22 protein-coding genes and 1 riboswitch are annotated in these 22,835 nt (G+C 42.7%); of the genes, 5 read left to right on the top strand and 17 right to left on the bottom strand.

What is annotated here, in order from left to right; all coding sequences use genetic code 11:
• Nucleotides 1-80 precede the first annotated feature (80 nt).
• The 10 genes from msrA to nikB all read right to left on the bottom strand — a co-directional run bounded on the left by msrA (nt 81) and on the right by nikB (nt 10,216).
• Nucleotides 81-554, bottom strand: a complete 474-nt coding sequence (gene msrA, locus G6R08_RS15370; protein WP_079526398.1) for a peptide-methionine (S)-S-oxide reductase MsrA — start codon at nt 552-554, stop codon at nt 81-83.
• Between the two features lie 122 nt (nt 555-676).
• Nucleotides 677-799, bottom strand: a riboswitch (SAM riboswitch).
• A gap of 152 nt (nt 800-951) precedes the next feature.
• Entirely contained in the window at nt 952-1,644 is a 693-nt protein-coding gene (locus G6R08_RS15365; RefSeq protein ID WP_163529084.1) for an AIM24 family protein, read from the bottom strand.
• Between the two features lie 359 nt (nt 1,645-2,003).
• Nucleotides 2,004-2,534 (bottom strand): chromate transporter, encoded by a 531-nt coding sequence (locus G6R08_RS15360; protein ID WP_079526394.1) that lies wholly within the window; start codon nt 2,532-2,534, stop codon nt 2,004-2,006.
• Complete coding sequence (locus G6R08_RS15355; protein ID WP_240339742.1) at nt 2,531-3,109, bottom strand: chromate transporter; 579 nt, start codon at nt 3,107-3,109, stop codon at nt 2,531-2,533. The genes G6R08_RS15360 and G6R08_RS15355 overlap by 4 nt, the downstream gene beginning before the upstream one ends.
• A 41-nt stretch (nt 3,110-3,150) precedes the next feature.
• The gene (locus G6R08_RS15350; protein ID WP_163531350.1) at nt 3,151-4,755 is read right to left on the bottom strand and encodes a gamma-glutamyltransferase family protein; all 1,605 of its coding nucleotides are present in this window, start codon (nt 4,753-4,755) and stop codon (nt 3,151-3,153) included.
• 75 nt (nt 4,756-4,830) lie between these two features.
• A complete protein-coding gene (locus tag G6R08_RS15345; RefSeq protein WP_079526390.1) occupies nt 4,831-5,805 on the bottom strand; it encodes an ABC transporter ATP-binding protein in 975 nt (324 codons plus the stop codon).
• Entirely contained in the window at nt 5,777-6,778 is a 1,002-nt protein-coding gene (locus G6R08_RS15340; protein WP_079526389.1) for an ABC transporter ATP-binding protein, read from the bottom strand. The genes G6R08_RS15345 and G6R08_RS15340 overlap by 29 nt, the downstream gene beginning before the upstream one ends.
• Before the next feature lie 10 nt (nt 6,779-6,788).
• On the bottom strand, nt 6,789-8,330 hold the full coding sequence (locus G6R08_RS15335; RefSeq protein ID WP_163529079.1) for a glutathione ABC transporter substrate-binding protein: 1,542 nt from the start codon (nt 8,328-8,330) through the stop codon (nt 6,789-6,791).
• A gap of 17 nt (nt 8,331-8,347) precedes the next feature.
• On the bottom strand, nt 8,348-9,256 hold the full coding sequence (locus G6R08_RS15330; protein WP_163529077.1) for an ABC transporter permease: 909 nt from the start codon (nt 9,254-9,256) through the stop codon (nt 8,348-8,350).
• Nucleotides 9,257-9,274: 18 nt separating this feature from the next.
• The gene (gene nikB, locus G6R08_RS15325) at nt 9,275-10,216 is read right to left on the bottom strand and encodes a nickel ABC transporter permease (RefSeq protein ID WP_163529075.1); all 942 of its coding nucleotides are present in this window, start codon (nt 10,214-10,216) and stop codon (nt 9,275-9,277) included.
• A gap of 353 nt (nt 10,217-10,569) precedes the next feature.
• Between nikB and G6R08_RS15320 the strand changes: the two genes are divergently transcribed.
• Nucleotides 10,570-11,019 carry an Lrp/AsnC family transcriptional regulator gene (locus tag G6R08_RS15320; RefSeq protein WP_079526793.1) on the top strand — a complete coding sequence of 150 codons (450 nt, stop codon included), beginning with the start codon at nt 10,570-10,572 and terminating at the stop codon, nt 11,017-11,019.
• A 59-nt stretch (nt 11,020-11,078) separates the two neighbouring features.
• Here G6R08_RS15320 and G6R08_RS15315 read toward each other — a convergent pair whose 3' ends face one another.
• The 3 genes from G6R08_RS15315 to G6R08_RS15305 form a co-directional block, all read right to left on the bottom strand.
• Entirely contained in the window at nt 11,079-11,534 is a 456-nt protein-coding gene (locus G6R08_RS15315; protein WP_163529073.1) for an NUDIX hydrolase, read from the bottom strand.
• Nucleotides 11,535-11,582: 48 nt separating this feature from the next.
• Entirely contained in the window at nt 11,583-11,999 is a 417-nt protein-coding gene (locus G6R08_RS15310) for a GNAT family N-acetyltransferase (RefSeq protein ID WP_240339741.1), read from the bottom strand.
• A gap of 399 nt (nt 12,000-12,398) precedes the next feature.
• Entirely contained in the window at nt 12,399-12,815 is a 417-nt protein-coding gene (locus tag G6R08_RS15305) for an HIT family protein (RefSeq protein ID WP_163529071.1), read from the bottom strand.
• 579 nt (nt 12,816-13,394) lie between these two features.
• Between G6R08_RS15305 and G6R08_RS15300 the strand changes: the two genes are divergently transcribed.
• The 4 genes from G6R08_RS15300 to G6R08_RS15285 all read left to right on the top strand — a co-directional run bounded on the left by G6R08_RS15300 (nt 13,395) and on the right by G6R08_RS15285 (nt 17,407).
• Nucleotides 13,395-14,648, top strand: coding sequence for a dicarboxylate/amino acid:cation symporter (locus G6R08_RS15300; protein ID WP_163529069.1), 1,254 nt, complete (start codon nt 13,395-13,397; stop codon nt 14,646-14,648).
• 63 nt (nt 14,649-14,711) lie between these two features.
• Entirely contained in the window at nt 14,712-15,602 is an 891-nt protein-coding gene (locus G6R08_RS15295; RefSeq protein WP_163529067.1) for a phosphotransferase family protein, read from the top strand.
• A 170-nt stretch (nt 15,603-15,772) separates the two neighbouring features.
• Nucleotides 15,773-16,750: a bile acid:sodium symporter family protein gene (locus G6R08_RS15290; RefSeq protein ID WP_163529065.1), complete on the top strand. Its 978-nt coding sequence runs from the start codon at nt 15,773-15,775 to the stop codon at nt 16,748-16,750.
• A 171-nt stretch (nt 16,751-16,921) separates the two neighbouring features.
• Entirely contained in the window at nt 16,922-17,407 is a 486-nt protein-coding gene (locus G6R08_RS15285; RefSeq protein ID WP_163529064.1) for a DinB family protein, read from the top strand.
• 211 nt (nt 17,408-17,618) lie between these two features.
• On the opposite strand, the gene G6R08_RS15280 is transcribed toward G6R08_RS15285, so the two are convergent.
• From G6R08_RS15280 to G6R08_RS15265, 4 genes are all read right to left on the bottom strand, one after another.
• Nucleotides 17,619-18,443, bottom strand: coding sequence for a YihY/virulence factor BrkB family protein (locus G6R08_RS15280; protein WP_240339740.1), 825 nt, complete (start codon nt 18,441-18,443; stop codon nt 17,619-17,621).
• Between the two features lie 478 nt (nt 18,444-18,921).
• Nucleotides 18,922-20,034 carry an RNA-guided endonuclease TnpB family protein gene (locus G6R08_RS15275; protein WP_163529060.1) on the bottom strand — a complete coding sequence of 371 codons (1,113 nt, stop codon included), beginning with the start codon at nt 20,032-20,034 and terminating at the stop codon, nt 18,922-18,924.
• A 307-nt stretch (nt 20,035-20,341) separates the two neighbouring features.
• Entirely contained in the window at nt 20,342-21,697 is a 1,356-nt protein-coding gene (locus G6R08_RS15270) for a GntP family permease (protein ID WP_163529058.1), read from the bottom strand.
• A 4-nt stretch (nt 21,698-21,701) separates the two neighbouring features.
• Complete coding sequence (locus G6R08_RS15265; RefSeq protein WP_163529056.1) at nt 21,702-22,832, bottom strand: glycerate kinase; 1,131 nt, start codon at nt 22,830-22,832, stop codon at nt 21,702-21,704.
• Nucleotides 22,833-22,835 lie beyond the last annotated feature (3 nt).

The raw sequence follows: 22,835 nt of genomic DNA, 5'->3' as shown, positions 1-22,835 counted from the left end.
GCAGATAACGGGAAGTATCTTCTAATACTCCAAAAAAAAAGAACCTTCCTTATAAAAGAAAGGCCCTCCCGCTTGCTATATTATCCAATACTGCAGGCGGCTGATCCATTTTTTTGTGAATATTTCTGATGATGCTCTTCAGCCTCATAAAATTCAGCCGCTTGGGTAACTTCTGTTACAATCGGCCGCTTGAAAATTCCCTTCCCATTCCATTGCTGAATTTTCTCATCGGCAATCTTCTTTTCAGGATCGCTGCTGTAAAAAATAGCTGAGCGATACTGATGCCCAACATCAATCCCTTGTTGATTAACCGTTGTTGGGTCATGAGCTTCAAAAAAGATATTGACCAGCTCTTCATATGTTAGGACGCCCGGGTCATACTCTATCTTTACAGCTTCGGCATGACCTGTTGTGCCCGTTTTTACCTGCTCATAAGTCGGGTGCTCGACATTCCCACCCGTATATCCCACACGTGTTGAGATAACTCCGTCAAATCGTTCAAAGAAGGGTTCTACCCCCCAGAAGCATCCTGCACCAAAAATAGCTGTAGCCATAACTCATCTTCCCTTTCTGTTAATTCGGAACTTCTTTATAAAGAGAGTATGACGGTTTATACACCAAAAGACCCCTTTTCTTATCCAGTATAAGAAAAGGGGTCGTAATATTCCGTACGATCCTCTCATCTCTTAGAATGTTACCATCCTACAGGAATTGGCACCGTTCTCGTCAATCCTTATTGGATTGATTCGATGGTTGCCGGGCATCAAAGGGCCAGTCCCTCCGCCTCTCTGGATAAGAAGTTTCCGTTATTATTTTTTTGATATTATTCATCATACAATGATTCACCAATGAAGTAAAGGGTGAAGGCTTAACTTTTTCCTACTTTTTAATATATGTGTAAGACTTGCTGAACATGACGAACTCTGTTCATTTATCAATAATATTCCTTCATCAGCTGCTTCCGGTTGTGTAAACTTCCTCGAAAGGCTGAACGATGACAAATCCTTCCCCTTTAAATTCCATCTGGATGGATTCGCCGCTGCCCCGCCCAAGAAATGTTTTAAAACTGATATCTGTCCGGAACTCTGGCTGCAGGTGTCCCGACCAGGCTACCGTAGCATTAGGGTCAGTTATAACAGATTCTCCAGGCCGGACGAGTAACGTAAGCGGTTCGTAGTGTGAAGTTACCGCCACTCTTCCGCTTCCTTGCATCGTAATATTAAACAACCCGCCTGACATCATTCCTGCCACTTTCTTCATTAATTTAACATCCCACTGAATACTCGGTTCGAATGCTAGCAGGTCGTTGCCATTCACTGTAATTGACTCGTTAGCTAGGTCAAAAATCGTTATCTTCTTCCCCTGGTCAGCTAAATATAAACGTCCTTGCCCTTGCGCCTTCATGAGTGAACTTCCTTCACCAGAAATGGCCTTCTTGAACATTTTGCCGACACCATGTTCAAGGATTCCTTCCCGCGTAAATTTAATGGCTCCATTATAAGAAATCATAGAACCTGTCTTCGCCCATACTTCATCCGTTAGATTCACTTCCAAGATCCGGGGGGTTTCCAGCTCAAAATAATCATTCTCTGTCTCATCCTGCTTCGTTTGCTGAACGAATTGCTGTAGTGAATAATTGCTCATATGCAAGGTCCTCCTCTTTCGTACTGTTTAAGGTACGAATCAAGAACAGATAAGTTTCAGTTTACGGAGAAGAAGCTATTGCTGAGTTTAAACCCGAGGTTGGGACAAAACCGAATAAAGTATAAAATAATCGACCAAATCAGTTCGGATTATTTGTGTGCCAAGAAAGGAATTCTACCATCGCTCCGTCAAAACACTTCGCTTTCCGCGGGCACGGACTCAGCTTCCTCGGAAAGCAAAGGGCGCTTTCCTGTGGGATCTTTGGCTCGTGCTGTTCCCGCTGGAGTCTACGCATTTTGACTACGCTAATGATCAGCGTTTATACTATTCATTTTTTCATCGTATGGTATGTTTCTGGATCACCCTAGAAAAATGCCTCCATAAATTAACGATCCTAAAATAACAAAGGCGGGATGGACTTTTACTTTTTCCAATAAAAGAAAGCTGGCTACAATCAGGAGAACAGTTTGCACGGCCCCTGCCGAAAAATAGGAATCACGGAAGAACTGAAACGCTATTACTCCGAGCAAAACGGCAATGGTTGGCCGAATAAGGGCTGTCATGGTTTTCACCCGGGGCGAGTCTTTAAACTTATACAAGAGACTCAGCAGCGCAATCATTAAGATTAAGGAAGGAGCCACCGTTGCAAAAACCCCTACGAAAGAGCCAAGCATTCCGGCTTGCTGATAGCCGATAAACCCTGCCATCTTCGTTGCAATCGGACCAGGTAAAGCATTCGCCATCGCCAGCATTTCACTGAAATCGCTGACGGTCATCCAGTTAAAGCGCTCCACTACCTCGTTCTCTACTAAAGGAATCGAAGCTGGACCGCCTCCATATCCTAAAACTCCTGGAATAAAAAAAGCTATAAAAATCTTCCAATAAATCATGAGGATTGCTCCTTACGTAATGCAGTTTGCGTTTCATTCTTACCCATCGGCCGCACTAAGGCTGATATAAGAAGCACTAAAATGAGAATTCCAGGATGTATTCCAACCCACTCTATTAAAATGAGGGAACCTGTCGCTAACAAAATGGTGTACAACCACCCCAGATTTACTTTTGCCTTTTTAAAGAAATCATAGGTGAGCTTGGCAAGCATGACCCCAACCACAGGGACAACGGCTTTGGTCATCCCACTAACCCAGGCTTGATCTTTAAAACTATTTAATGAAGTAATCAGCACGATCATTATGGTAATCGTCGGTATAATCGTAGCCAGGACAGCGTTTAACATACCTAAAACACCTGATACCCGAAATCCTATATAGCCCGCCATTTTTGTCGCAATCGGTCCGGGAAGTGAGTTTGCCAGTGCTAAAATGTCAGCAAAATCATCATCAGAGAGCCATTTATACTTTTCTACAACCTCTTTATGCACAAGCGGTATTGAGGAGGGACCGCCGCCATATCCGAGCATACCTACTCGAAAAAAAGCAAGGAAGAGATTCCAATGCTGTTTCAATACTCTCATCCCCTCTCACCATATCCTATCCTTTCATTGCCTTAATAAGCAGATATCGTGCCATCTGTTCGTGATTCGGTGCCTCCAAATAACGTACCATTTTTCAGGTCACGCCAAATAATCTGACCGCGCCCGAAAGCTCCTTTTTCAAGCTGCACTTCAATATGATGTCCTCTTCTCGCTAAGGCCTCAGCTATATGTCCAGGAAAATTCGGCTCTACCCATACGGTCTTATCTTTCATCCATTGCCAGCGGGGGGCATCCAAGGCAGCCTGCGGATTCAAGTGAAAGTCAATTGTATTCATCGCCACTTGTACATGGCCTTGTGGCTGCATAAATCCTCCCATTACTCCGAAAGGTCCAACAGGATTGTTTCCTTTTGTAATAAAACCAGGAATGATCGTGTGATAGGATCGTTTGTTTCCAGCTAGTGCATTCGCATGGTTTTCATCTAATGAAAAGTTATGACCACGGTTTTGCAAGGCTATGCCAGTACCCGGCACGACTAAACCTGAACCAAATCCCATATAATTACTTTGAATAAAACTAACCATGTTACCTTCATCATCTGCGGCTGCTAAATACACCGTTCCGCCTTTAGGTGGCTGCCCCGGCTCAGGAGTAAGAGCCTGCTCGGTAATAAGCTTTCTGCGTTCATTAGCATACCCTTCATCCAGAAGATCGGTATAATCCAATTCCATATGCCGCGGATCAGCTACAAACTTTTGCCCATCAGCAAAAGCTAATTTCATCGCTTCAATCTGTTTATGATACGTATCGACTGTCTCTTTATCTTCCATTTTAAAGCCTTTCAGAAGATTGAGTGCTGACAAAGCTACGATTCCCTGACCATTAGGAGGAATCTCCCAAACGTCATATCCTCGATAATTCACAGAGACGGGCTCTACCCACTCCGGCTGATAGTTTTGCAAGTCTTCTTTGCGTATGAATCCATCATGCTTTTTGGAAAACTCGTCAATTTTAGCCGCCAGCTCTCCATGGTAAAAATCTTCCGCATTCGTTTCAGCAATTTTCCTCAGTGTATTGGCATGCCCCTGGGAACTCCACTGCTCACCAATTTCCGGTGCTCGACCGTTAGGGGCAAACGTATCAAACCAGTGTTGAAACTCTTCTCCTTGAAGGGTTTCCTTGAACTTCTCTGCTGCTGTTCTCCAAAACTTCCCTAATACAGGTGAAATCGGAAATCCTTGTTCTGCATATTGAATAGCGGGCGCTAGCACGTCTTTAAAAGGCAGCTTACCGAATCGCTTGGACAGCTCCGCCCAAGCTCCCGGCACTCCTGGTACGGTTACAGGCACAAATCCGAACTTAGGGATTTCGTTATAGCCTCGTTTTTTAAGCTCCTCTATAGATAATGCGGCTGGGGCATGACCACTCCCATTTAACCCGTGCAATTTATTCTTTGTCCAGACGAGTGCAAAAGCATCCCCTCCAATACCATTCGATGTAGGCTCAACAACCGTTAGTGTGGCTGCCGTAGCAATTGCTGCATCAATGGCATTTCCGCCTTGTTTCAACATTTCCAATCCGGCCTGGGATGCTAAAGGCTGGGAGGTAGCGACCATCCCTTTACTTGCGACAGTCGCTACTCGATTTGCTGTATAAGGTTGATAAAGATAATCCATTTGATCCATTCTCGCGCCCCTCTCTATGTTCCTGTCAAAATATCATATACAGTAATTGCTCTATATGCTGGTGCCTTACACTTCGTGGCAGGCAACAAAATGATCTGGTTCAACCTCTCTCCACTCTGGTCTTTCCTCGCGACAGCGGTCATGAGCTAGCGGACATCGCGTATGAAAAGGGCAGCCCGTCGGGTAATTAGCAGGATTAGGAAGATCCCCTTCTAAACGAACCCTGTCTTTTTTCTTCCCTGGTATTGGCCTTGGAATCGCAGAAAGAAGAGCTTTTGTATAGGGATGGAGCGGATTAGCATAAAGTTCATCCGCTGATGCCAGTTCTGCAGTAGCTCCTAAATACATCACCAGAACGCGATCACACATATGCCTGACTACACCCAGATCATGTGAAATAAACAAATAAGTTAGCTGGTGGCTGTCTTGCAGCTTTTTTAACAGTTGAATCACTTGCGCTTGCACGGAAACGTCAAGGGCAGACACCGCTTCATCACATACAATCAATGAAGGGTTCAAGGAGATGGCTCGTGCGATACCAATTCTCTGCCTTTGTCCCCCGCTGAATTCATGAGGATAGCGATCTGCGTGTTCTTCTTTAAGGCCAACCTCAACTAATAGCTCACGAACTCTCTGTTCACGGTCCTTCTTCCCCAGTTCCGTGTGGATAATAAAGGCTTCTTCAAGGGCATCCCCAATGCGCTGACGGGGGTTAAGAGAAGCATACGGGTCCTGGAAAATCATTTGCATTTCTTTTTTATACTTCTTCAGTTTCTTTTCCGAAAGACCGCCAATTTCTTCTCCTCGAAGCTTTATCGATCCGCCGGTAAGTTCCTCCAGGCCAAGTATGGTACGACCTAAAGTTGATTTACCACAGCCAGACTCTCCTACAATTCCGAGAGTCTCCCCTTCGAACACATCGATGGATACGTTTTCGACTGCCTGAACGTTGGCCTTTGTTTTTTTAAGCAAGCTGCTTTTAATAGGAAAATATTTTTTTACTTGATTCACTTCAAGAAAAGGCTTTGTTTCGAGACTCATGCTGGGTCACCTCCTCTTGCAGCCAGCACTTAGATTGATGACTCGCTGATAAGGAGAAATGAGGAGGATCTTCTTCCTTGCACTTGTCTGTAGCAAATGGACACCTGGGATGAAATCTGCACCCAGTAATCTTTTCATTGATGTTAGGTAAAGAACCAGGGATCGCTTCTAATGAATGATTGGCATCGTCAACATTTGGCACAGACGCAAGCAACCCTTTCGTATAAGGATGACTAGGATTTGTAAAAATTTCTTCGACGCTTCCCGTTTCTACAACATTTCCTGCATACATTACCATTACGTGATCAGCAACTTCAGCCACAACGCCCATATCATGGGTAACCATCACAACCCCCATGCCCAGATCTTCCTTAAGATCATCAATCAAATCCAGAATCTGCGCCTGAATCGTTACATCGAGTGCGGTTGTAGGTTCATCTGCAATCAAAAGTGAAGGGTTGCAGGCAAGGGCAATAGCGATCATGACTCGCTGTCGCATTCCCCCGCTTAGCTCATGAGAGTATTGCTTTAACTTTTTCTCAGGATGCGGAATCCCTACCTGGTTTAATAAGTCAATGGCCTTATGCTTCACCTCTGCCTTTGATAGCTTAGTGTGTATTTTCAGCGGTTCCATGAGCTGATAGCCTACAGTGAATACTGGGTTTAAAGCTGTCATGGGTTCCTGGAATATCATAGAAATCTCATTCCCGCGCAGCCTTCTCATTTCCTCTTTCTTTTTAACAGTCAACTCTTCTCCATTAAACTTAACTGATCCTGTCGAGATCTCCCCATTGTTCGGGAGCAGTCCCATAACAGATAGTGTGGTAATACTTTTCCCACAGCCGGATTCCCCGACAATGCACAACGTCTCTCCTCGATCAACCGAAAAAGAGACCCCTCGAACAGCAGGGACGTTTTGCCCAGCTGTTCGAAAGGAGGTAACTAAATTCTTTACTTCTAATAATTGTTCCATTGTCTCACCCCTACTCTATGTGGACATTATAAAGGGACCACTGTCCTGTTGGATCAATCTGTAACCCTTTAACGGATTTGTTGTAAGCTGCTGTGACAACTCCATGATGCATAGGAATCCAGACAGCATCCTTAATTGCCATTAAATTAGCCTCCATCAACTTTTGTTTTCTTACTTCCTGGTCTACTGTTACTCGTGACTGATCTACAAGTTTATCAAACTCACTGTTGTTATAGCCCATACGGTTAGAGGAACCAATGTTATCCGAGTGCAGGTTTGGATAAAGAAGTTCACTTCCATCTGCGGTGCTGTTAGACCAGCCAAGGAAAGTCATTTGGAAGTTTCCTTCTGCTGTTGTATCTAGGAACGTTCCCCATTCCATTGTTTCAATTTCAACGTTTAATCCTACTTCCGATAACTGAGCCTGAACGATTTCAGCCATCTTCATATAAGATTCACGATTTGCAGCTAACAAGGTTATTTGCTGACCTTCAAATCCATTTTCTTCAATTATTTGTTTAGCCTTTTCAGGGTCATAACTGTATCCGGCGTCTGATGCACCTTTATCATAACCAAACACCTTTGGACCAATAATACTTTCATTCTTAGTTCCCAACCCGTTTAATTGTTTCACATAAGCCTCACGATCGATCGCGTGGGAGACAGCTTTTCTGAAATTAATGTCATTAAAAGGCTCTTTATTCATATTAAAACCTAAGTAGTAAACGGGTGTTCCTTCTCTCTTTTGTACCTCGACATCTTTAAGTGACTCGATACGAGGGAGTTGTTCAGTTGGAATCGCGTCAATGAATTGAACTTCTCCTGTCTGCATCATCGAAACTGCTGTGGAGTACTCAGGAACTACCTTCATCGTCACCTTCTCAAGCTGAGGGGCCCCTTGCCAATAATCTTCATTTTTAGAAAGTGTCACATGGCTGCCTTGCACCCACTCTTCAAAAACGAACGGTCCGGTTCCTACTGGATTTTGGTTCAAGTCGCCGCCTTTATCGGCCTTCGGACTTACTATAGATGCATTCGTATGGGACAGGGCTGCCAGTAATGGACCATAAGGCTCTTTCGTCTTAATCACAACCGTATATTCATCCCGAACCTCCACTGATTCAACAGGTTCAAGCAAAGAAGCTCTTGGTGCTGCTCTCTCTTCACTCATAAACTGATCAAATGTGTATTTTACTGCCTCGGCGTTAAATGGTGTTCCATCATGAAACGTGATACCTTCCTTTAATTTAATCACCCAGGTTGTTTCATCAGGTGTTTCATAGGATTCTGCCAAACGCGGCTTGATTTCCATGGTTTTTGGGTCTCTAACAAACAAGGTTTCGTACACTTGTTCAATGACAGCTGAAGATACTGAATCATTCGTATCAATAGGTGATAAACCTACAACATCTGAAGTAGTGGCATAGGTAAGCTCCTGGCTTACATCTGATCCACTGTCACTTCCATTCTCTGAAGCATCATTGCTACAACCTGCTAAAGTAACAATTGCTAGCAAAATAAATACAAACCATTGAACACTCTGTTCCCTCACATTAAAAACCTCCCATTTTAAGTATCTAGCTCCATATTAGGATCAAGCGCATCCCTCAAGCCATCCCCTACCACATTAAACGCAAATACAACCAGCATAATTGCTATTCCCGGGATAATCGTTAAATGCGGGGACGTAAACATAAAATCCTGTCCCGTTGCAATCATGGCTCCCCACTCAGGAGTAGGCGGCTGAGCACCTAAACCTAAGAAACTCAAAGCTGCAGTGGACAATATTGCTGTTGCCATTCGCATCGTAGCGAATACAATAATCGGCGCCATACAGTTAGGGAGAATGTGCTTAAATAAAATTCTTTTATTACTGGCTCCAAGCGATCTCATAGCCAGGATATATTCCTGTTTTTTAACAGATAGCACACTTCCTCGAACGATTCTGGCACACGTTGGAACTGACCAAATACTGATAGCAATGACAACGTTTACTAAGCTAGTACCTAACATGGCAATAATAAGCATGGCGAGCAGGATTCCTGGGAAAGCAAACAATAAATCAACAACTCGCATAATTGGTCCGTCGAGTTTCTTAAAATATCCCGAAAGCAGCCCTAGAATAACGCCTCCAATTAAACCGAGTGAAACCGACGTCACACCGACAATAAGCGAGATTCGTGCTCCGAACACAAGCCGTGACCACACATCTCTGCCGTAATTATCCGTGCCGAGCCAATGTCCTTCAGCCCCGATGCCAAGCTGGGCGTTCGGAAGATCTTGTTCCACTGGATCATATCCCGCGAACAGAGGCGCAAAAACAGCCATAATTACTTGGATAGCAATGATAATAAGTCCAAAAACAGCCAATTTGTTTTTCAACAAACGCTTAATCGTCTTGACTAACATTCGTTCTTTCTTTTGTTTCTTAGTCTCTATTTTCACTTCTCTGTTGCCAATTAATTCTGAACTTGCCATTACATGACCTCCTTCCGTTTAGTCGTAGCTGATCCTAGGATCAATAAAGGCGTAAATAATATCTACAATCAAATTGACAACCACGAATAGTGTTGCCACTAATAACACAGTGCCTTGCACAACTGGAAAGTCACGAGCGGCGATCGCATCAATCATTAACCTGCCTACACCATTAATCGCAAATACTTGTTCCGTGATGATTGTCCCGCCAAGTAGAAATCCGAAATTCAACCCGATTACAGTGATGACAGGGATCATAGCGTTTCTCAAAGCGTGCACCCAGATCACACCCCAGGATTTTACTCCTTTGGCTTTTGCTGTTCGGATGTAGTCTGCGCGAATCACTTCAAGCATGGCTGACCTGCTCATCCTTGCAATCATAGCAGCTGAAGCTGTTCCCAATGTTATCGCAGGAAGGATAAGCTGCTTGAGCCCTTCAATCGTCCAAAAGGGTGCACTCAAGCCTCCAACGGGCAGCCATTGCAACTGTACAGAGAAGATCAGGATAAGCATGGCGCCCAGCCAGAAGTTTGGAATGGAAATACCCGCAAGTGCAATGGTAGTACTTGAAAAGTCAAACCAGGAATTCTGTTTGATAGCTGAAATAATCCCTGCCGGCACACCGATTAATATGGCTACAATCATACTGGCCACAGCCAGGTTTAACGTTTGCGGAAAACGTGTCATGATCGCTTCTGTCACTGATTGATTGTTTTGGAATGAGTAACCTAGATCCCCTTGTACAACACCTTTTATGTAATCGACATATTGTACAAGTACCGGACGATTCAGTCCTAATTCTTCTCGAATGGCTTCGAGATCTGACTCTGTTGCCGTCGGACCGCCTATGACTGTTGCTGGATCACCAGGTGCGATGTGCATGCTCATGAAAACGAGAAAAGAAATGCCAAAGAGCAAAAGTAACAACTGCAAGAACCGTTTTACTATTAAACCAACCATCTTCCCCCTCCTTTTTAAGTAAAGTTACCCCGAAAGGATCATAACATGTTTATTTTACTTTCAAATTAAATCACCTACTTCTAATTTACAATCGTTAATCAATTAGTTAATATAATTAACAATCGTATATATTGTTGTTGATTATAAGGTAATTTTCAAAATTTTAAAACCCCTTTTTGTTAAAAATTCAGATTTTTTTATTTTTTCCCATATTTCAATTATCATTTGAAAGAAAAGATGCTTCGTGCTACGATTTTTACGTAAAGTTGTCATAATGGAAAAAAATACAATCAATCTAGTCAAAACGATTTACTACTCCTGTTAGGTGGGTGTCTATGGAAGATGAGTTAAAAATAAAAATTGATGACACAGACAAACGTATCCTTGAACTGTTGATAGAAGATGGCCGGCAGTCTTATGCCGATATAGGGAAAACTCTCGGGCTCTCACGCGTAGCGGTCCGTTCGAGGGTAAATCAGCTGATTGAACATGGAGTGATTGAAAGATTCACAGCGGTCGTGAACAGTGAAAAGGTAGGAAAAAAAGTTTCTGCTTTTTTCGAAGTGGATTGTGAGCCGCGTTCACTTGTAGAGGTAGCCGAGAATTTAGCAAACAATCCTTATGTAGCCAGCTGCTACCAAATGACTGGACCGAGCACGCTTCATATGCATGTGCTGGTAAAAGATTTTAAAGAACTGGAGTCGTTTATAAATAATGAGCTCTATGCTCTCGAAGGGATCACGAGAGTCGAAAGCCATACACTGCTGCGCCGGTTTAAAAGCAGAAGCGGCTTAAAATTATAAAAGGACAAGAACTTTTTCAGTTCTTGTCCTTTTCTTTAGCTGTACCCACTCAGATCATTTTAAGTTTTCCTCTTCACGTATTCTTCAATCATGAATCGATGACTTCCAACCATATTTTCCGGCAAATTAACAGGATCTGCGAAAGAACACTGTATTGACTCTTCAGGATCGGCCCTTAAGCAGCCTGTATAAGAGGAAGTTGTATAGACCGTAGTTACCGAATAATATTCATCACCATTTTGGGCCACAACGTAAAAATCAGACCCCGAATATACATCCATTAACTCTAAATTACACACCTGAAGCCGAGTTTCTTCAAACACTTCTCTTTTCGCTGCCTCCTCCGTAGATTCCCCGAGCTCCATCAAGCCTCCGGGCAGGCCCCATACATCTTTAGGAAATTTCCGCTGTTGCAGGAGGACTTTGCCGTCCGGATTTACGATGATCACAACAGCCCCTGTCAAAATGAGCGGCCGGTGCCCAACAATTTTTCTTAAATCTTCCACATACCCCATAATCCAGTCTCCCAACGTTTATAAAAGATATGGTGCGGTTATACATTCTTATAGACTTTTAGTCAACGTATAAAAACTTGACCCCGGGGGATGATCTTTTAATTCACCAACAACTTTGTACCCCTTTGCTTCATAAAAAGATTTCGCTTGAAAATCGAATGTAGTTAACATGGAGTATTCAGCTCCTCTTTTTCTAGCCATAGACTCTGCCTTATGAAGTAACTCTGTTCCAATACCTATTCCTCGAAATGTTCTGCTAAACCACAAATCTATGATTTCAAGCCAGCTTGAATATAGTTCCGCAGACATTCCACCTACCCATCTGTTGTCTATATTTGTTACGATCATATTGATTGGCTGGGCTGAGCTTCGGCGTCTAGTAAGACTATGATGCAAAGAAAAATCTTCGTTGTACTCCATAATCTTATGATGAAGGTACTCCTGAAACTTACTGTTTCGCTCCATTTCTAATTTCACCTTGTATTTCAACCTGTCACCTCAATTTACATAAACCTTTCTGATTCCACCTTCATTTATAGATCGTTTTAATATCGAACATCATTCATCCCTTCCTGTGAGTGAGTATTCATTCATATAGAAAACCTATTTTATAAAACACTATTATATTTTACAAAAGATCACTTGTAGAAAAAAAGCGAATCTTGCAATCTATTTCATAATCTTCCGATTTTTTATCAGCTTTAGACGACAAGACACTATTTTATTCCTTTCTTGGAAGATAAGATTGAGAAACACGAGGCTATTTGACTACCTTACAAAAGCAGAGGTATAAGTAGAATTTCCCCTTTACACCCAAGCTTTCGCCCCTCTCTCACAAGGTCATTCTTCATGACTGCTCAATTTTTATTCCGATCTCATCTGCTTTGTGTATTGGCGTGAATTACTGGGTTGTTTAATCCAGTACCGGATCCCTTTACCCGCATATGGTTCATCCTTATACCTTGGAATCACGTGCAAATGAGCATGAGGAATCGACTGACCGCCGACCTCCCCGGTGTTCCATCCGACACTGTATCCATCTGGAGAATAGATGCGATCCAGATAATCCTTTGTTTTATTCAACAATTCTTGCGAGTCTTTCCACTGTTCCGAAGATAAATCGAACACGGTTTTAGTATGAGTTTTAGGGACAATCACTCCACTCCCCTCTAGAATTTCCTGTTCAGAAGACTTTTGAATAAAGTAGCAGGTGGCATTTTCAAAAATAACCTGTTGCTCTGGATCTTGATCAATGTGACAAAATGGACAGTCGTTATTCATATGTACCAAATCTCCTTCCCGTTCTATCCTGTAATTTTCTCACTTTCAAGCAAACGATTCTATAATTAATCAGAAAAAAACCAGTTTTATCTATTTAAGGGGGCAAATTCTATCGTTTTTTCGGAAAATCTATCGAAAAATGCTGATTTAATAGGAGTTATGTGATTTTGGAAAATTTTTTGTCTTTATGTAAACACATAATTGTGATAGTTTATAATTAAGGGAAAGTGTCGTCGAGCCGTTTAAGCGAGCATGTTTGTTCTATTAGTAGCTTGCCAAGCGGCTGAGTGAGTTAATTTGAAGATGTTTTATTATTATTTACACAAAGCATGATCACCACCATATATACAATATTCCTGCCGTGATAAATCCTTTTTATAACTTGGCAGCTTCTCCTCTCCGCAGAAGCTGCCAAGCCTTTGCAAACACGCTTACGGTTATTCCTGTTAGGTGTCACCGACATATAAGCTTCTTTAAAACAATCGATTTAACTTAACTCCATGACGCATACCACCAGCTGAGAGACACTATAATTGATTAAGTAAACGCTCTCAATAATATACCTAAGGGGGTAAATGTATGAAATTAACAGCAAAGATTTTAATCGGACTTGCTCTAGGTGCTGTCGTCGGTCTAGTTTTACACTTTTTAGCACCGGATTTATTTGATACTTTAGATGCTTATATATTTAGTCCACTAGGAACGATCTTTCTAAACTTAATTAAGATGTTAGTCGTTCCTATCGTGTTTTTCTCGATTACTCTAGGAGTAGCTTCATTAGGAGACCCTAAGAAACTAGGGCGAATTGGAACGAAAACAATTGCTTTTTTCCTTGTCACTACAACGATCGCCATTTCAATTGCTATTGGGCTAGCTTACTTGTTTGAACCTGGAAATTCAGGAATTGATACGTCTGGAGCACAATACGAAAGTGAAAAAGCTCCAAGTGTCGTTGAAACATTTACAGGAATTATCCCTACTAACCCTATTCAGGCGATGGCCGAAGGAAATATGCTGCAAATCATTGCTTTCTCCATTTTTGTTGGCTTTGCGCTAACCATGCTTGGCAAAAAGGTTGAAGGTGTAACGAAGGTCATTGAACAAGGTAATGAAATTATGATGTTTCTTGTTAACTTAATTATGCGATTTGCTCCATATGGCGCCTTCGGGTTACTAGCTTCTGCCATCGGTGAAATGGGGCTTGATGGTGCTAAAGCGATGGCAGCCTATATGCTTGTCGTCATACTCGCATTATTTATACACGCATTTGTTGTGTATGGCGGAGCTGTCTCCTTACTCGGTAAAATGAATCCAATCCGTTTCTTTAAAGGCTTCTTTCCTGCAGCAACGGTAGGATTTAGTACGTCAAGCAGTAGTTCAACACTGCCGGTTTCTATGAAAACGGCTCAGGAAAACTTAGGTGTCCCTAAACCGATTAGCGGCTTTGTGCAGCCATTAGGCGCAACGATAAACATGGATGGTACGGCTATCATGCAAGGGGTAGCAACGATCTTTATTGCACAGGTTTATGGAACAGACCTAGGATTTACTCAACTAGTTATGGTCGTTCTCACTGCCGTGCTCGCTAGTATCGGAACAGCAGGAGTTCCGGGTGTTGGACTGATCATGCTGGCCATGGTTCTTAACCAGGTAAGCCTTCCAGTAGAAGGTATTGCACTGATTATCGGGATCGACCGACTTCTTGACATGACCCGTACAGCTATCAATATTACTGGTGATGCAGCTTGTGCTGTGGTTGTAACGGAAACAGAGAAGAAACACGGCCTTCCAGAAGAGCCCGTGGAGTCAGACATTAGTCACGTAAGCAACTAAATATATACACATCTTCAGAGCAGACCATAATGGTCTGCTCTTTTTAAAAGGGGGAAAATATCGATGGACACTAGAGAGCAACGCCGCTTTATCCAGTCTCATTTAAGCGGGCAAACTATCACCAGTCTGCAAAAGAATACTGACGGATGGGATAACGATCTCTATATAGTCAATGAACAAACGGTATTTCGCTTCCCGAAAACACTTGAAGTAGCTTCTAAGGTAATTCTCGAGGCTGAGCTTCTGCAGGCACTCCACAACACGAATCCTATGTTGGAAATCCCAAAGTATTCCTCACTTTATAATGAAAATCAAGAATTAATAGGAGTATCCTATCGTAAAATTCCTGGCCAGCCTCTAGCAGGTATAAAATCCTCGCACGTTTGCACACCAGCAAATGCAAAGCTTATCGCTGACTTTTTAACAAAACTACATCGCCTCCCGCAACATCAACCCAGTTTGATCAAAAAGTTCAGGAACCCCCTTACCACAGATAACTGGACAAAGCTTTTTTCCTCCATAGAAGAGAAACTCTTTCCGTACTTTAATGATCTTTATAGAGCGGAGATCATCGCTACGTTTAGCCAGTTTATTCAGTCACCTTCCGTTCACCCTAAAACCTTCCTGCACGGGGATTTAACAACCTCCAACCTGCTAATTGATCAGGAAAAACACATCATGACTGGGGTCATCGATTTCACTGACACTATGTGGGGTGATCCGGCTTTTGATTTTGGCGGATTTTACTGGACATATGGAGGGCATTTTACTAAAAAGATACTATCCTATTACGATACATATGAAAATAAGAATCACATTTATAAACGAGTACGCGACTTTTACGGGGTACAGCCTGTGTTCCATGACATGTTATATGCGGTGCGTCATCAGCTCGAATTTAACTGGGACAAAGCACTCTCAACGTTTATCGAACGAAAGTATGATCATTCCTAGTATCAAAAGTCGATGGTATCCGCGCCTCCTTTCTGCTGTTGCTATTCTTTATTCCCCTCCTTATGCTCCATAATTATTTTTTAGTTGTATTTTTTTCTTATTTTTCCTAAGTTAAATAACTGAAGATATAGTATAATCTGAAAATAATTCATTTGAAAAGGAGGAACAGTATGAAAACATTAGAGAAAATCAGCAGTTTTGTGGGGAGTACATTTGCCATTTGGGTGTTGTTATTTGCGGTTTTATCCTTCGTTTTTCCTTCGGGTTTTACGTGGATCGTTCCCTACATCGTACCCTTATTAGGAATTATCATGTTCGGCATGGGGCTGACATTATCCAAACAAGACTTTCAGGAAGTATTTCGTCGGCCCAAGGACGTAGCTATTGGCGTAGCGGCCCAATTCACGGTCATGCCTTTGCTCGCTTTCTTACTCGTTACAGTCCTGCCCGTATCTCCTGAGGTAGCGGTTGGTGTTATTTTAGTAGGGTGCTGTCCCGGGGGAACATCATCAAACGTGATGACATATTTATCTAAAGGCGACACAGCTTTGTCTGTATCCATCACATCGGTTTCCACCTTGCTTGCCCCCGTTCTCACACCGGTGCTCGTCCTGTTGTTTGCCAGTCAGTGGCTTCCAGTCTCAGCAGGTGCATTGTTTATGTCCATCGTAAAAATTGTCCTAGTCCCAATTTTACTCGGCCTTGGGGTAAAAGCACTTCTAGGAAAAAAAGTACAAACTGGAGTAAAAGCCTTACCCCTCGTCTCTGTCACAGCCATTGTAGCGATTGTAGCTGCTGTGATCAGTGACAGCCAAAGTCAACTAGCTGAGACAGGGATGACCATATTCGCGATCGTTGTACTCCACAATGTACTCGGATATCTCATTGGCTATGGCATCGGCAAATTATTTAAAATGCCTGCTGCTAAACAGCGCGCGGTCTCCATTGAAGTGGGGATGCAGAACTCCGGACTTGGGGCCTCCCTTGCCTCTGTCCACTTCAGCCCATTAGCTGCAGTTCCCAGTGCAATCTTCAGTGTTTGGCATAATATTTCCGGCCCTATCATTGCTACGATTTTTAGAAAGCAACAGGAAAAACATGAGAAGGATCCCAGTCAGGATGAGGAGTCTATTTCTTCTGTTTCATAGTAAACCAGTCCGCTTTTCAGCAATTTGAATGGCGGCTTTCCCCTCCTGCTAGTTTAATAATCAGCCCCGGAATATTTCCAAGGTAAATCTAGCAGTGTGGCTTATTAAGAGAAACTACTGCCCTTTATATGATAAAATGAATGCATCCTCATGTTAGAAAGGGCGTATAGAATGTACGGATTAGATGAAAAGAGACAAGAAGTCCTTGAATTCGTAGAGAGCATTTCCAATGAACAAGCATCCAGAAAACCAAACGAAGAGTCCTGGTCGATCCTTGAAGTATTGGAACATCTATACTTAATGGAACAGCTTGTTGTTTATCAAATAGGAAAGTCTTTAAAAGAAGGTGACGAACAGCAAGTCAGCGAGAAACCTGTCCAACAAACGACAAATCGCGGCCAAAAGGTCCCTGCGCCTGAAGCTGTTCAGCCAAAAGGAGAATTTAATACACTTGAGGATGCCAAGGAAGGATTAGAAAAAAGCAGGGAAGCCACAATGTTTTTGGTCCACAATAAAGAGGAAGAGATTTTGAAAAACCGTGCTTTCCCTCATCCTATATTCGGTGATATGAACCTGGTTCAATGGGTTGAATTTATTGGCTGGCACGAACTGCGCCACCTGGATCAAATGAAAGAAGTTAAACAAAATATATCCTAATCAACAAAGACCGTGCAGCTTCATTCGCACGGTCTTTGTTTCTTAAAGAATCTGTTAATCAGGCTTCGGTTACAAGTTAAGGGTCCCAGGCAAGATGAATTACATAATTTTTGACGATAATTGCATGAAAGTTTGAATATATGCACAAAAAAATTCTTAATTGCACGGAACGAAATTTTACTTATTTGCACGAAATCCCTTAGCAATTGCACTACTTCGTTCTCACCTTGCTGCTTTTGACTATAGCATTGATTTCACCGCCGAGAAGAATCATCAACGAAGATAAATAAAACCAAACCATCAGAACGACGATGGTTCCAAGGTTTCCATAGATGAGTGAATAATTGCTGACCCCTACATAATAGGAAAAACCAAGTGATGATAGCTGCCATCCAATCGCGGCGAATAGCGTCCCCGGAATAATATCTCTCAGCCGCAATTTCTCATTTGGGGCAACAAAATATAAGCAGGCAAATAATACGATTAAAATAAAAAAGCTTAATGTCCACCGCAACACATCCCAGTCCGGTAAAAAGATAGTCGACAGTCCAGCATGGTTAAAAATATATAACCCAATCGCTCTCCCAAACACAGATAACAATAAAGAAATAATTACACCGACAATCATTCCGACTGTAAGCATAATGGCTACTATTAATGACTTGATAACAGATCTGTTTTCTTCTACACGATACGCACTGTTTAATGTACGGATCAGGGCGTTGGTCCCTAAAGCAGATAACCATACAGTCATCACCATACTCAGTGATAATAAGTCACCTCTTGTTACTTCAAGCACATGATAAAGGTTATTCTCAATCAGCTGCATTGAACCTTGTGGTGCAAACGGCCTGACCAAGTTTAAGACGGATTGAACGGAAATGGGCAGAAAGCTTAGCAGACTGAACATTAAAATTAAAAATGGAAACAGGGCAAGCAGTAAATAATAGGCGAGTTGTGCAGCCATATCAAATACTTTATCGTGGATAGAACGATCGATTAACTCCTTAATAAAACCTGTGTTATATCGTGTCATCATAATCCCCTCAAATTAATCCTCTTGTACAAACTGTATTCATTTCCAAGCACGATATTCTCTTTATCTGTTTGAGGAGAAGATGCTGACACATCCATTTTGTAAGCAATAAGGCCAGAGACAGGATGTGAAATTCCTCTCTCTGGCCTTTTCTTAACACTTTATTTGGAAACGCTAGGTCAGTATATCCGAAAGTTGAGCCTACAGACAAATTTCATGTGACATCCTCTCGGCACTGAAGGACCGAGCTTCCTGTGAAGACCTCTCTTAGAGAGGCGGTAACGGCTCACTACGGCGGGGAGGGGATCTCGCGACAGCCTCCGTGTTGTTCCATTTCTGGCCCGCCTTTAAACATGACCGCTATATCCCGTGCCACTCGGGACTCCCCATGCGAAGAAAAACAGGCTTGCATGTTGGAACTAGGATTATACCTAGTGGGCGCTTGGACGATCCTAAAGACCCATCTCTCGGTTGTTCTTTAGGACGCCGCCAAGTTCGTGCTTGTTGCGATGTTTTGACTGGCATTGAGATCGGCATGAGCTTTATGACCGCATTTCTTACAGTGGAATGCCTCGCGCTTTCGATTGGATCGTTCCGCATGCTTACATGCGAAGCAGGTTTGGCTTGTTTTATGCGGGTCAATATCCACCACAGGAATGTTGAATGTAGCTGCTCGTTCTTTGATGCATTGCTTCAACTGATAAAACGCCCATGAATGAATCGTTTTATCTGCCCGTTTCATGCTGCGACAAGTCTTTCGGATATTGTCCAGTTGTTCGAGTTTAATCATGGGTCGTTCGAATTGCTGTGCAAACGTCACAATATCCTTGGCTAGTTTTCGGTTATAGTCTTTCATCCAACGGCTTTCTTTTTGACCTGCGCGTTCCATAGCACGCTGTGCCTTTTTCTTTCCTAATGAACGACGAAGGGAACGAAAGTGACGTCGTTTGTAACCGACTTCTTTGCCTGAAAAGAATTGTCGTTTGCCACTTGTCGGTTCAGAGAGAACCACAAGGTGTCTCAACCCTAGATCAACACCGATAGATGTGTAATCCGTTAATGGTTTCTTGGATGGATAGGTGTTTCCTAGATCCAGGTCAGAACTTACTTGGATGGGAATGGCGACATACCATCGTCTCCCTTTACGAAATAATTCTAGGGTTCCTCGGAACTCTCGGGTGTGAATTGTTAGAAATGGAAAATAGCTTTGAACATCTTTTGTTTCGACCACGGGAAGAGCCTTTTTACCTTGGTTGCTTGTGAAGGCGATATACCACCTTCCGTTTTTATCGACAGTATTCCAATTTTGGTTATTAATCTTGATGGTAAGAGAATTTCGGAATACAGGAATTGTTTTCGCTAAGCCTTTCTTAAAATCGGAAACAGCTTTCCTCGCTCGACGGATGCCTTCGTTCTTAATGGCTGATTTTAAAGGAAAGGATATATTTTTAGACGAAAGCTTTTCGCCGTTTAGGAGGCGTTCCACACAATGATTCACGCATGAGGCATATACAGCCTGTTCATCCATGAACTGTTTATGTTTTTTCTTCGTTACATGTTTTAGCTTTACGAGAATCGTTTTCGTGGCCATGTTTTCACCTCCCCTATCTATCATACCAAACATACGTTCGAATTAATAGATTTAATTTTCTGTTTTTTAAAGGACAGACCATCGGCATTCATCCCCTCATTGAAATAAAGGGCTTTCTGCCGATATCCCGTAAACATAAAAAGAAAAAGTTGGAACATAACTCTTAGGTATAAAAACGAACGATTGCTGTTTAAGCGAAATATATTTTCGTAGCGAGTTATACGTAACAGTTTCTATCTAATTCGAATTTTCATTCGATAAAAACACATTTGTCCCGACCTCTTCCATTTCATAATCGCCTTATGTTTTACACAAAAACAAACCATAAGATAGAGGTGACCACAATGGTAACAATTCCTTGGAGAAGGGTCCCCATAGTCTGTGCTCTATATGCCTGTGTAATCGACATGCCGCTAAACTCCTTCACGACCCAGAAGTAACTGTCATTGACATGGGAAACACACATTGCCCCTGCCCCGATCGCCATAACGACGAGGGACAACGGAACAGCCCCTTCGACTCCCAGCTGTGGCAGCAGTGGAGCAATCAAGGTGGATGTGATGACAATAGCAGCCGTCGACGAACCTTGAGCACTCTTTAGGGCTGCGGCAATGATAAATGGGATGAAGATAAATAGAGCCCCTGTAAATAGTTCACTTCCTGCCAGACCTTTAATTAAATCAGCAATGCTAGTAGAACTGATTACCGAACCGAACGCCCCACCGGCACCCGTAATTAATAAAATCGGTGCAGCATCTTTCAACCCTACTCCTACCCAGTCCGTCAGTGTTTCCTGGTCAAACTTTGGCAGCAGCAGAAAGGCAAACAGCACTCCGACAAGTAACGCTACGACCGGAGACCCGAGAAACAGGAAGAAATCAAACAGATTTCCTGACCATCCGGCAAAAGTAATAACGGAACTAAAACCGATTAATAGAATCGGCACAATAATTGGAGCAAACGACTTAAAGGTGGATGGCATCTCACCAAAACCTTTAATAATTTCATCGTAATCATAGTCTTCTTCTTCGTTATCCTCAATTTCAATTTTCGTACCGGCTTTCATGGCCCATATATAACCAGTAATGATTGCTGGAATCGACACAATTAAGCCGAACAAAATTACTGTCCCTAAATAGTCTTCTGCCCCAATGTTTCCCGCTGCTGCAATGGGACCGGGGGTGGGCGGTACGAGAGTGTGTGTTGCAAATAACCCGGTAGATAGAGCGATGGCCATGGAGGCGACCGTAACCCCTGTCTTTTTCGCGAGTGCTTTCTTAAGGGAAGATAAAATAACATATCCAGAGTCACAAAATACCGGGACACTGACAATACTGCCGATTAAACTCATCGCAAGCTGCGGTCTTTTTTCGCCAACAAAACGAAGCACAACTTCCGCCATTCTTAAAGCAGCTCCTGATTTTTCTAAAATAACACCAATAATTGTTCCAAATACAATGACCAGCCCGATGCCGCCCATAAGTCCGCCGAAACCACCATTAATCGCTTCGACGACATTAGCTAGAGGCATTCCTGCCAGGATTCCGATAAAAAACGCACCAAAAAGTAAAGATAAAAACGGGTGAAGATTAAATTTAGCAGTCGCTAAGATAACAAATACCACGCCTAAGACGATGACCAGCACAAGCCCGAATCCTTCCATGTTCTCACTCCTCCATTAATCTTTTATAAAAAGAGACCAATTGTCTGCAAGCTTCATACAGGTAGGTCTCTCCTTCTTCCATACACTCATCAAGTGACCTCGGACCAGGAACAATCGAGAAACAGCCGGAAAAGGTTCCATTCATTTTGTCCAATTCACCGTCAAGGCTTCCAGATAAGAGAATAGCGGTTTTACTATATTTATCAGCTAGTTTTCCTACATATCCTGGCGCTTTTCCATACAATGTTTGCACATCACTTTGTCCTTCTCCGGTGATGACCAGATCTGACTGTGCAATGGATTTTTCCAAACCAATGGCTTCTGAAACAAGCTTTGCCCCTGAATGCAGTTCGGCTCCTATAGCCAGCAAGGCGAATCCGAGTCCTCCCGCAGCTCCTGCCCCTGCTTGATTCACGAAAGACCGTCCCTTGCCTCGCTCGATAAGCTGCCCCCATTTTTCAAGCGCATGATCATAAGCTTCAACTTGCTCAGGGTTGGCACCTTTTTGCGGACCGTATACATAGGTAGCTCCTCGGTTTCCTGTTAAAGGGTTGTCAACGTCACAGGCGACTTTAATCGAAACTTCTTGCAACCTGGAATCAAGAGAAGACAAATTAATAGAATCCACCTCAAACAAATCCTTGCCAAAGATTCCCGTCCGCTCACCATTTGCGTTTGACGCTTTCATTCCTAAAGCCTGAAGCATTCCAAGGCCTCCATCATTCGTCGAACTTCCGCCTAGGCCGATGATTAATTCTTGAGCTCCTCGGTCAAGTGCATAAAGAATGGCTTCTCCTAAACCATAGGTCGTTGTAAAATCCGGATTTCTTTTTTCACGTGGAACAATCGGCAGTCCTGAAATAGCTGCGCATTCAATTACAGCAGTTTTTTCACCAACCTCTACATAATGACTTTCAAAGAGCTCACCTAAAGGACCGTGACATAAAAAAGAAACTCTTTCACCATTTGTAGCTTTTAACAAGGCATCAAGCGTTCCCTCTCCACCATCGGCCATCGGTTTCAGAATCGTTTCTACGTCATAGGAAATGGAATGAATGGCTTTCGCCATAGCTTCAGCAGCCTGAGAAGCTGTCATACTTCCTTTAAATGAGTCAGGTGCAAGTACAATCTTCATAGA

It is taken from the genome of Halobacillus ihumii (genome assembly GCF_902726645.1).
GTDB classification, from domain to species: domain Bacteria; phylum Bacillota; class Bacilli; order Bacillales; family Halobacillaceae; genus Halobacillus_A; species Halobacillus_A ihumii.
This window is presented reverse-complemented; position numbering and strand designations above follow the sequence as displayed.

Bases quoted from the DNA above. Each gene is read 5' to 3' on its own strand.
- G6R08_RS15285 (WP_163529064.1), top strand. From the start codon at position 16,922: ATGTACGGATTAGATGAAAAGAGACAAGAAGTCCTTGAATTCGTAGAG.
- G6R08_RS15350 (WP_163531350.1), bottom strand. From the start codon at position 4,755: ATGGATTATCTTTATCAACCTTATACAGCAAATCGAGTAGCGACTGTC.
- G6R08_RS15290 (WP_163529065.1), top strand. From the start codon at position 15,773: ATGAAAACATTAGAGAAAATCAGCAGTTTTGTGGGGAGTACATTTGCC.
- G6R08_RS15275 (WP_163529060.1), bottom strand. From the start codon at position 20,034: ATGGCCACGAAAACGATTCTCGTAAAGCTAAAACATGTAACGAAGAAA.
- G6R08_RS15340 (WP_079526389.1), bottom strand. From the start codon at position 6,778: ATGGAACAATTATTAGAAGTAAAGAATTTAGTTACCTCCTTTCGAACA.
- G6R08_RS15300 (WP_163529069.1), top strand. From the start codon at position 13,395: ATGAAATTAACAGCAAAGATTTTAATCGGACTTGCTCTAGGTGCTGTC.
- G6R08_RS15330 (WP_163529077.1), bottom strand. From the start codon at position 9,256: ATGGCAAGTTCAGAATTAATTGGCAACAGAGAAGTGAAAATAGAGACT.
- G6R08_RS15305 (WP_163529071.1), bottom strand. From the start codon at position 12,815: ATGAATAACGACTGTCCATTTTGTCACATTGATCAAGATCCAGAGCAA.
- G6R08_RS15365 (WP_163529084.1), bottom strand. From the start codon at position 1,644: ATGAGCAATTATTCACTACAGCAATTCGTTCAGCAAACGAAGCAGGAT.
- G6R08_RS15310 (WP_240339741.1), bottom strand. From the start codon at position 11,999: ATGGAGCGAAACAGTAAGTTTCAGGAGTACCTTCATCATAAGATTATG.
- G6R08_RS15360 (WP_079526394.1), bottom strand. From the start codon at position 2,534: ATGATTTATTGGAAGATTTTTATAGCTTTTTTTATTCCAGGAGTTTTA.
- G6R08_RS15345 (WP_079526390.1), bottom strand. From the start codon at position 5,805: ATGAGTCTCGAAACAAAGCCTTTTCTTGAAGTGAATCAAGTAAAAAAA.
- nikB (WP_163529075.1), bottom strand. From the start codon at position 10,216: ATGGTTGGTTTAATAGTAAAACGGTTCTTGCAGTTGTTACTTTTGCTC.
- G6R08_RS15280 (WP_240339740.1), bottom strand. From the start codon at position 18,443: ATGACACGATATAACACAGGTTTTATTAAGGAGTTAATCGATCGTTCT.
- G6R08_RS15315 (WP_163529073.1), bottom strand. From the start codon at position 11,534: ATGGGGTATGTGGAAGATTTAAGAAAAATTGTTGGGCACCGGCCGCTC.
- G6R08_RS15265 (WP_163529056.1), bottom strand. From the start codon at position 22,832: ATGAAGATTGTACTTGCACCTGACTCATTTAAAGGAAGTATGACAGCT.
- G6R08_RS15295 (WP_163529067.1), top strand. From the start codon at position 14,712: ATGGACACTAGAGAGCAACGCCGCTTTATCCAGTCTCATTTAAGCGGG.
- G6R08_RS15270 (WP_163529058.1), bottom strand. From the start codon at position 21,697: ATGGAAGGATTCGGGCTTGTGCTGGTCATCGTCTTAGGCGTGGTATTT.
- msrA (WP_079526398.1), bottom strand. From the start codon at position 554: ATGGCTACAGCTATTTTTGGTGCAGGATGCTTCTGGGGGGTAGAACCC.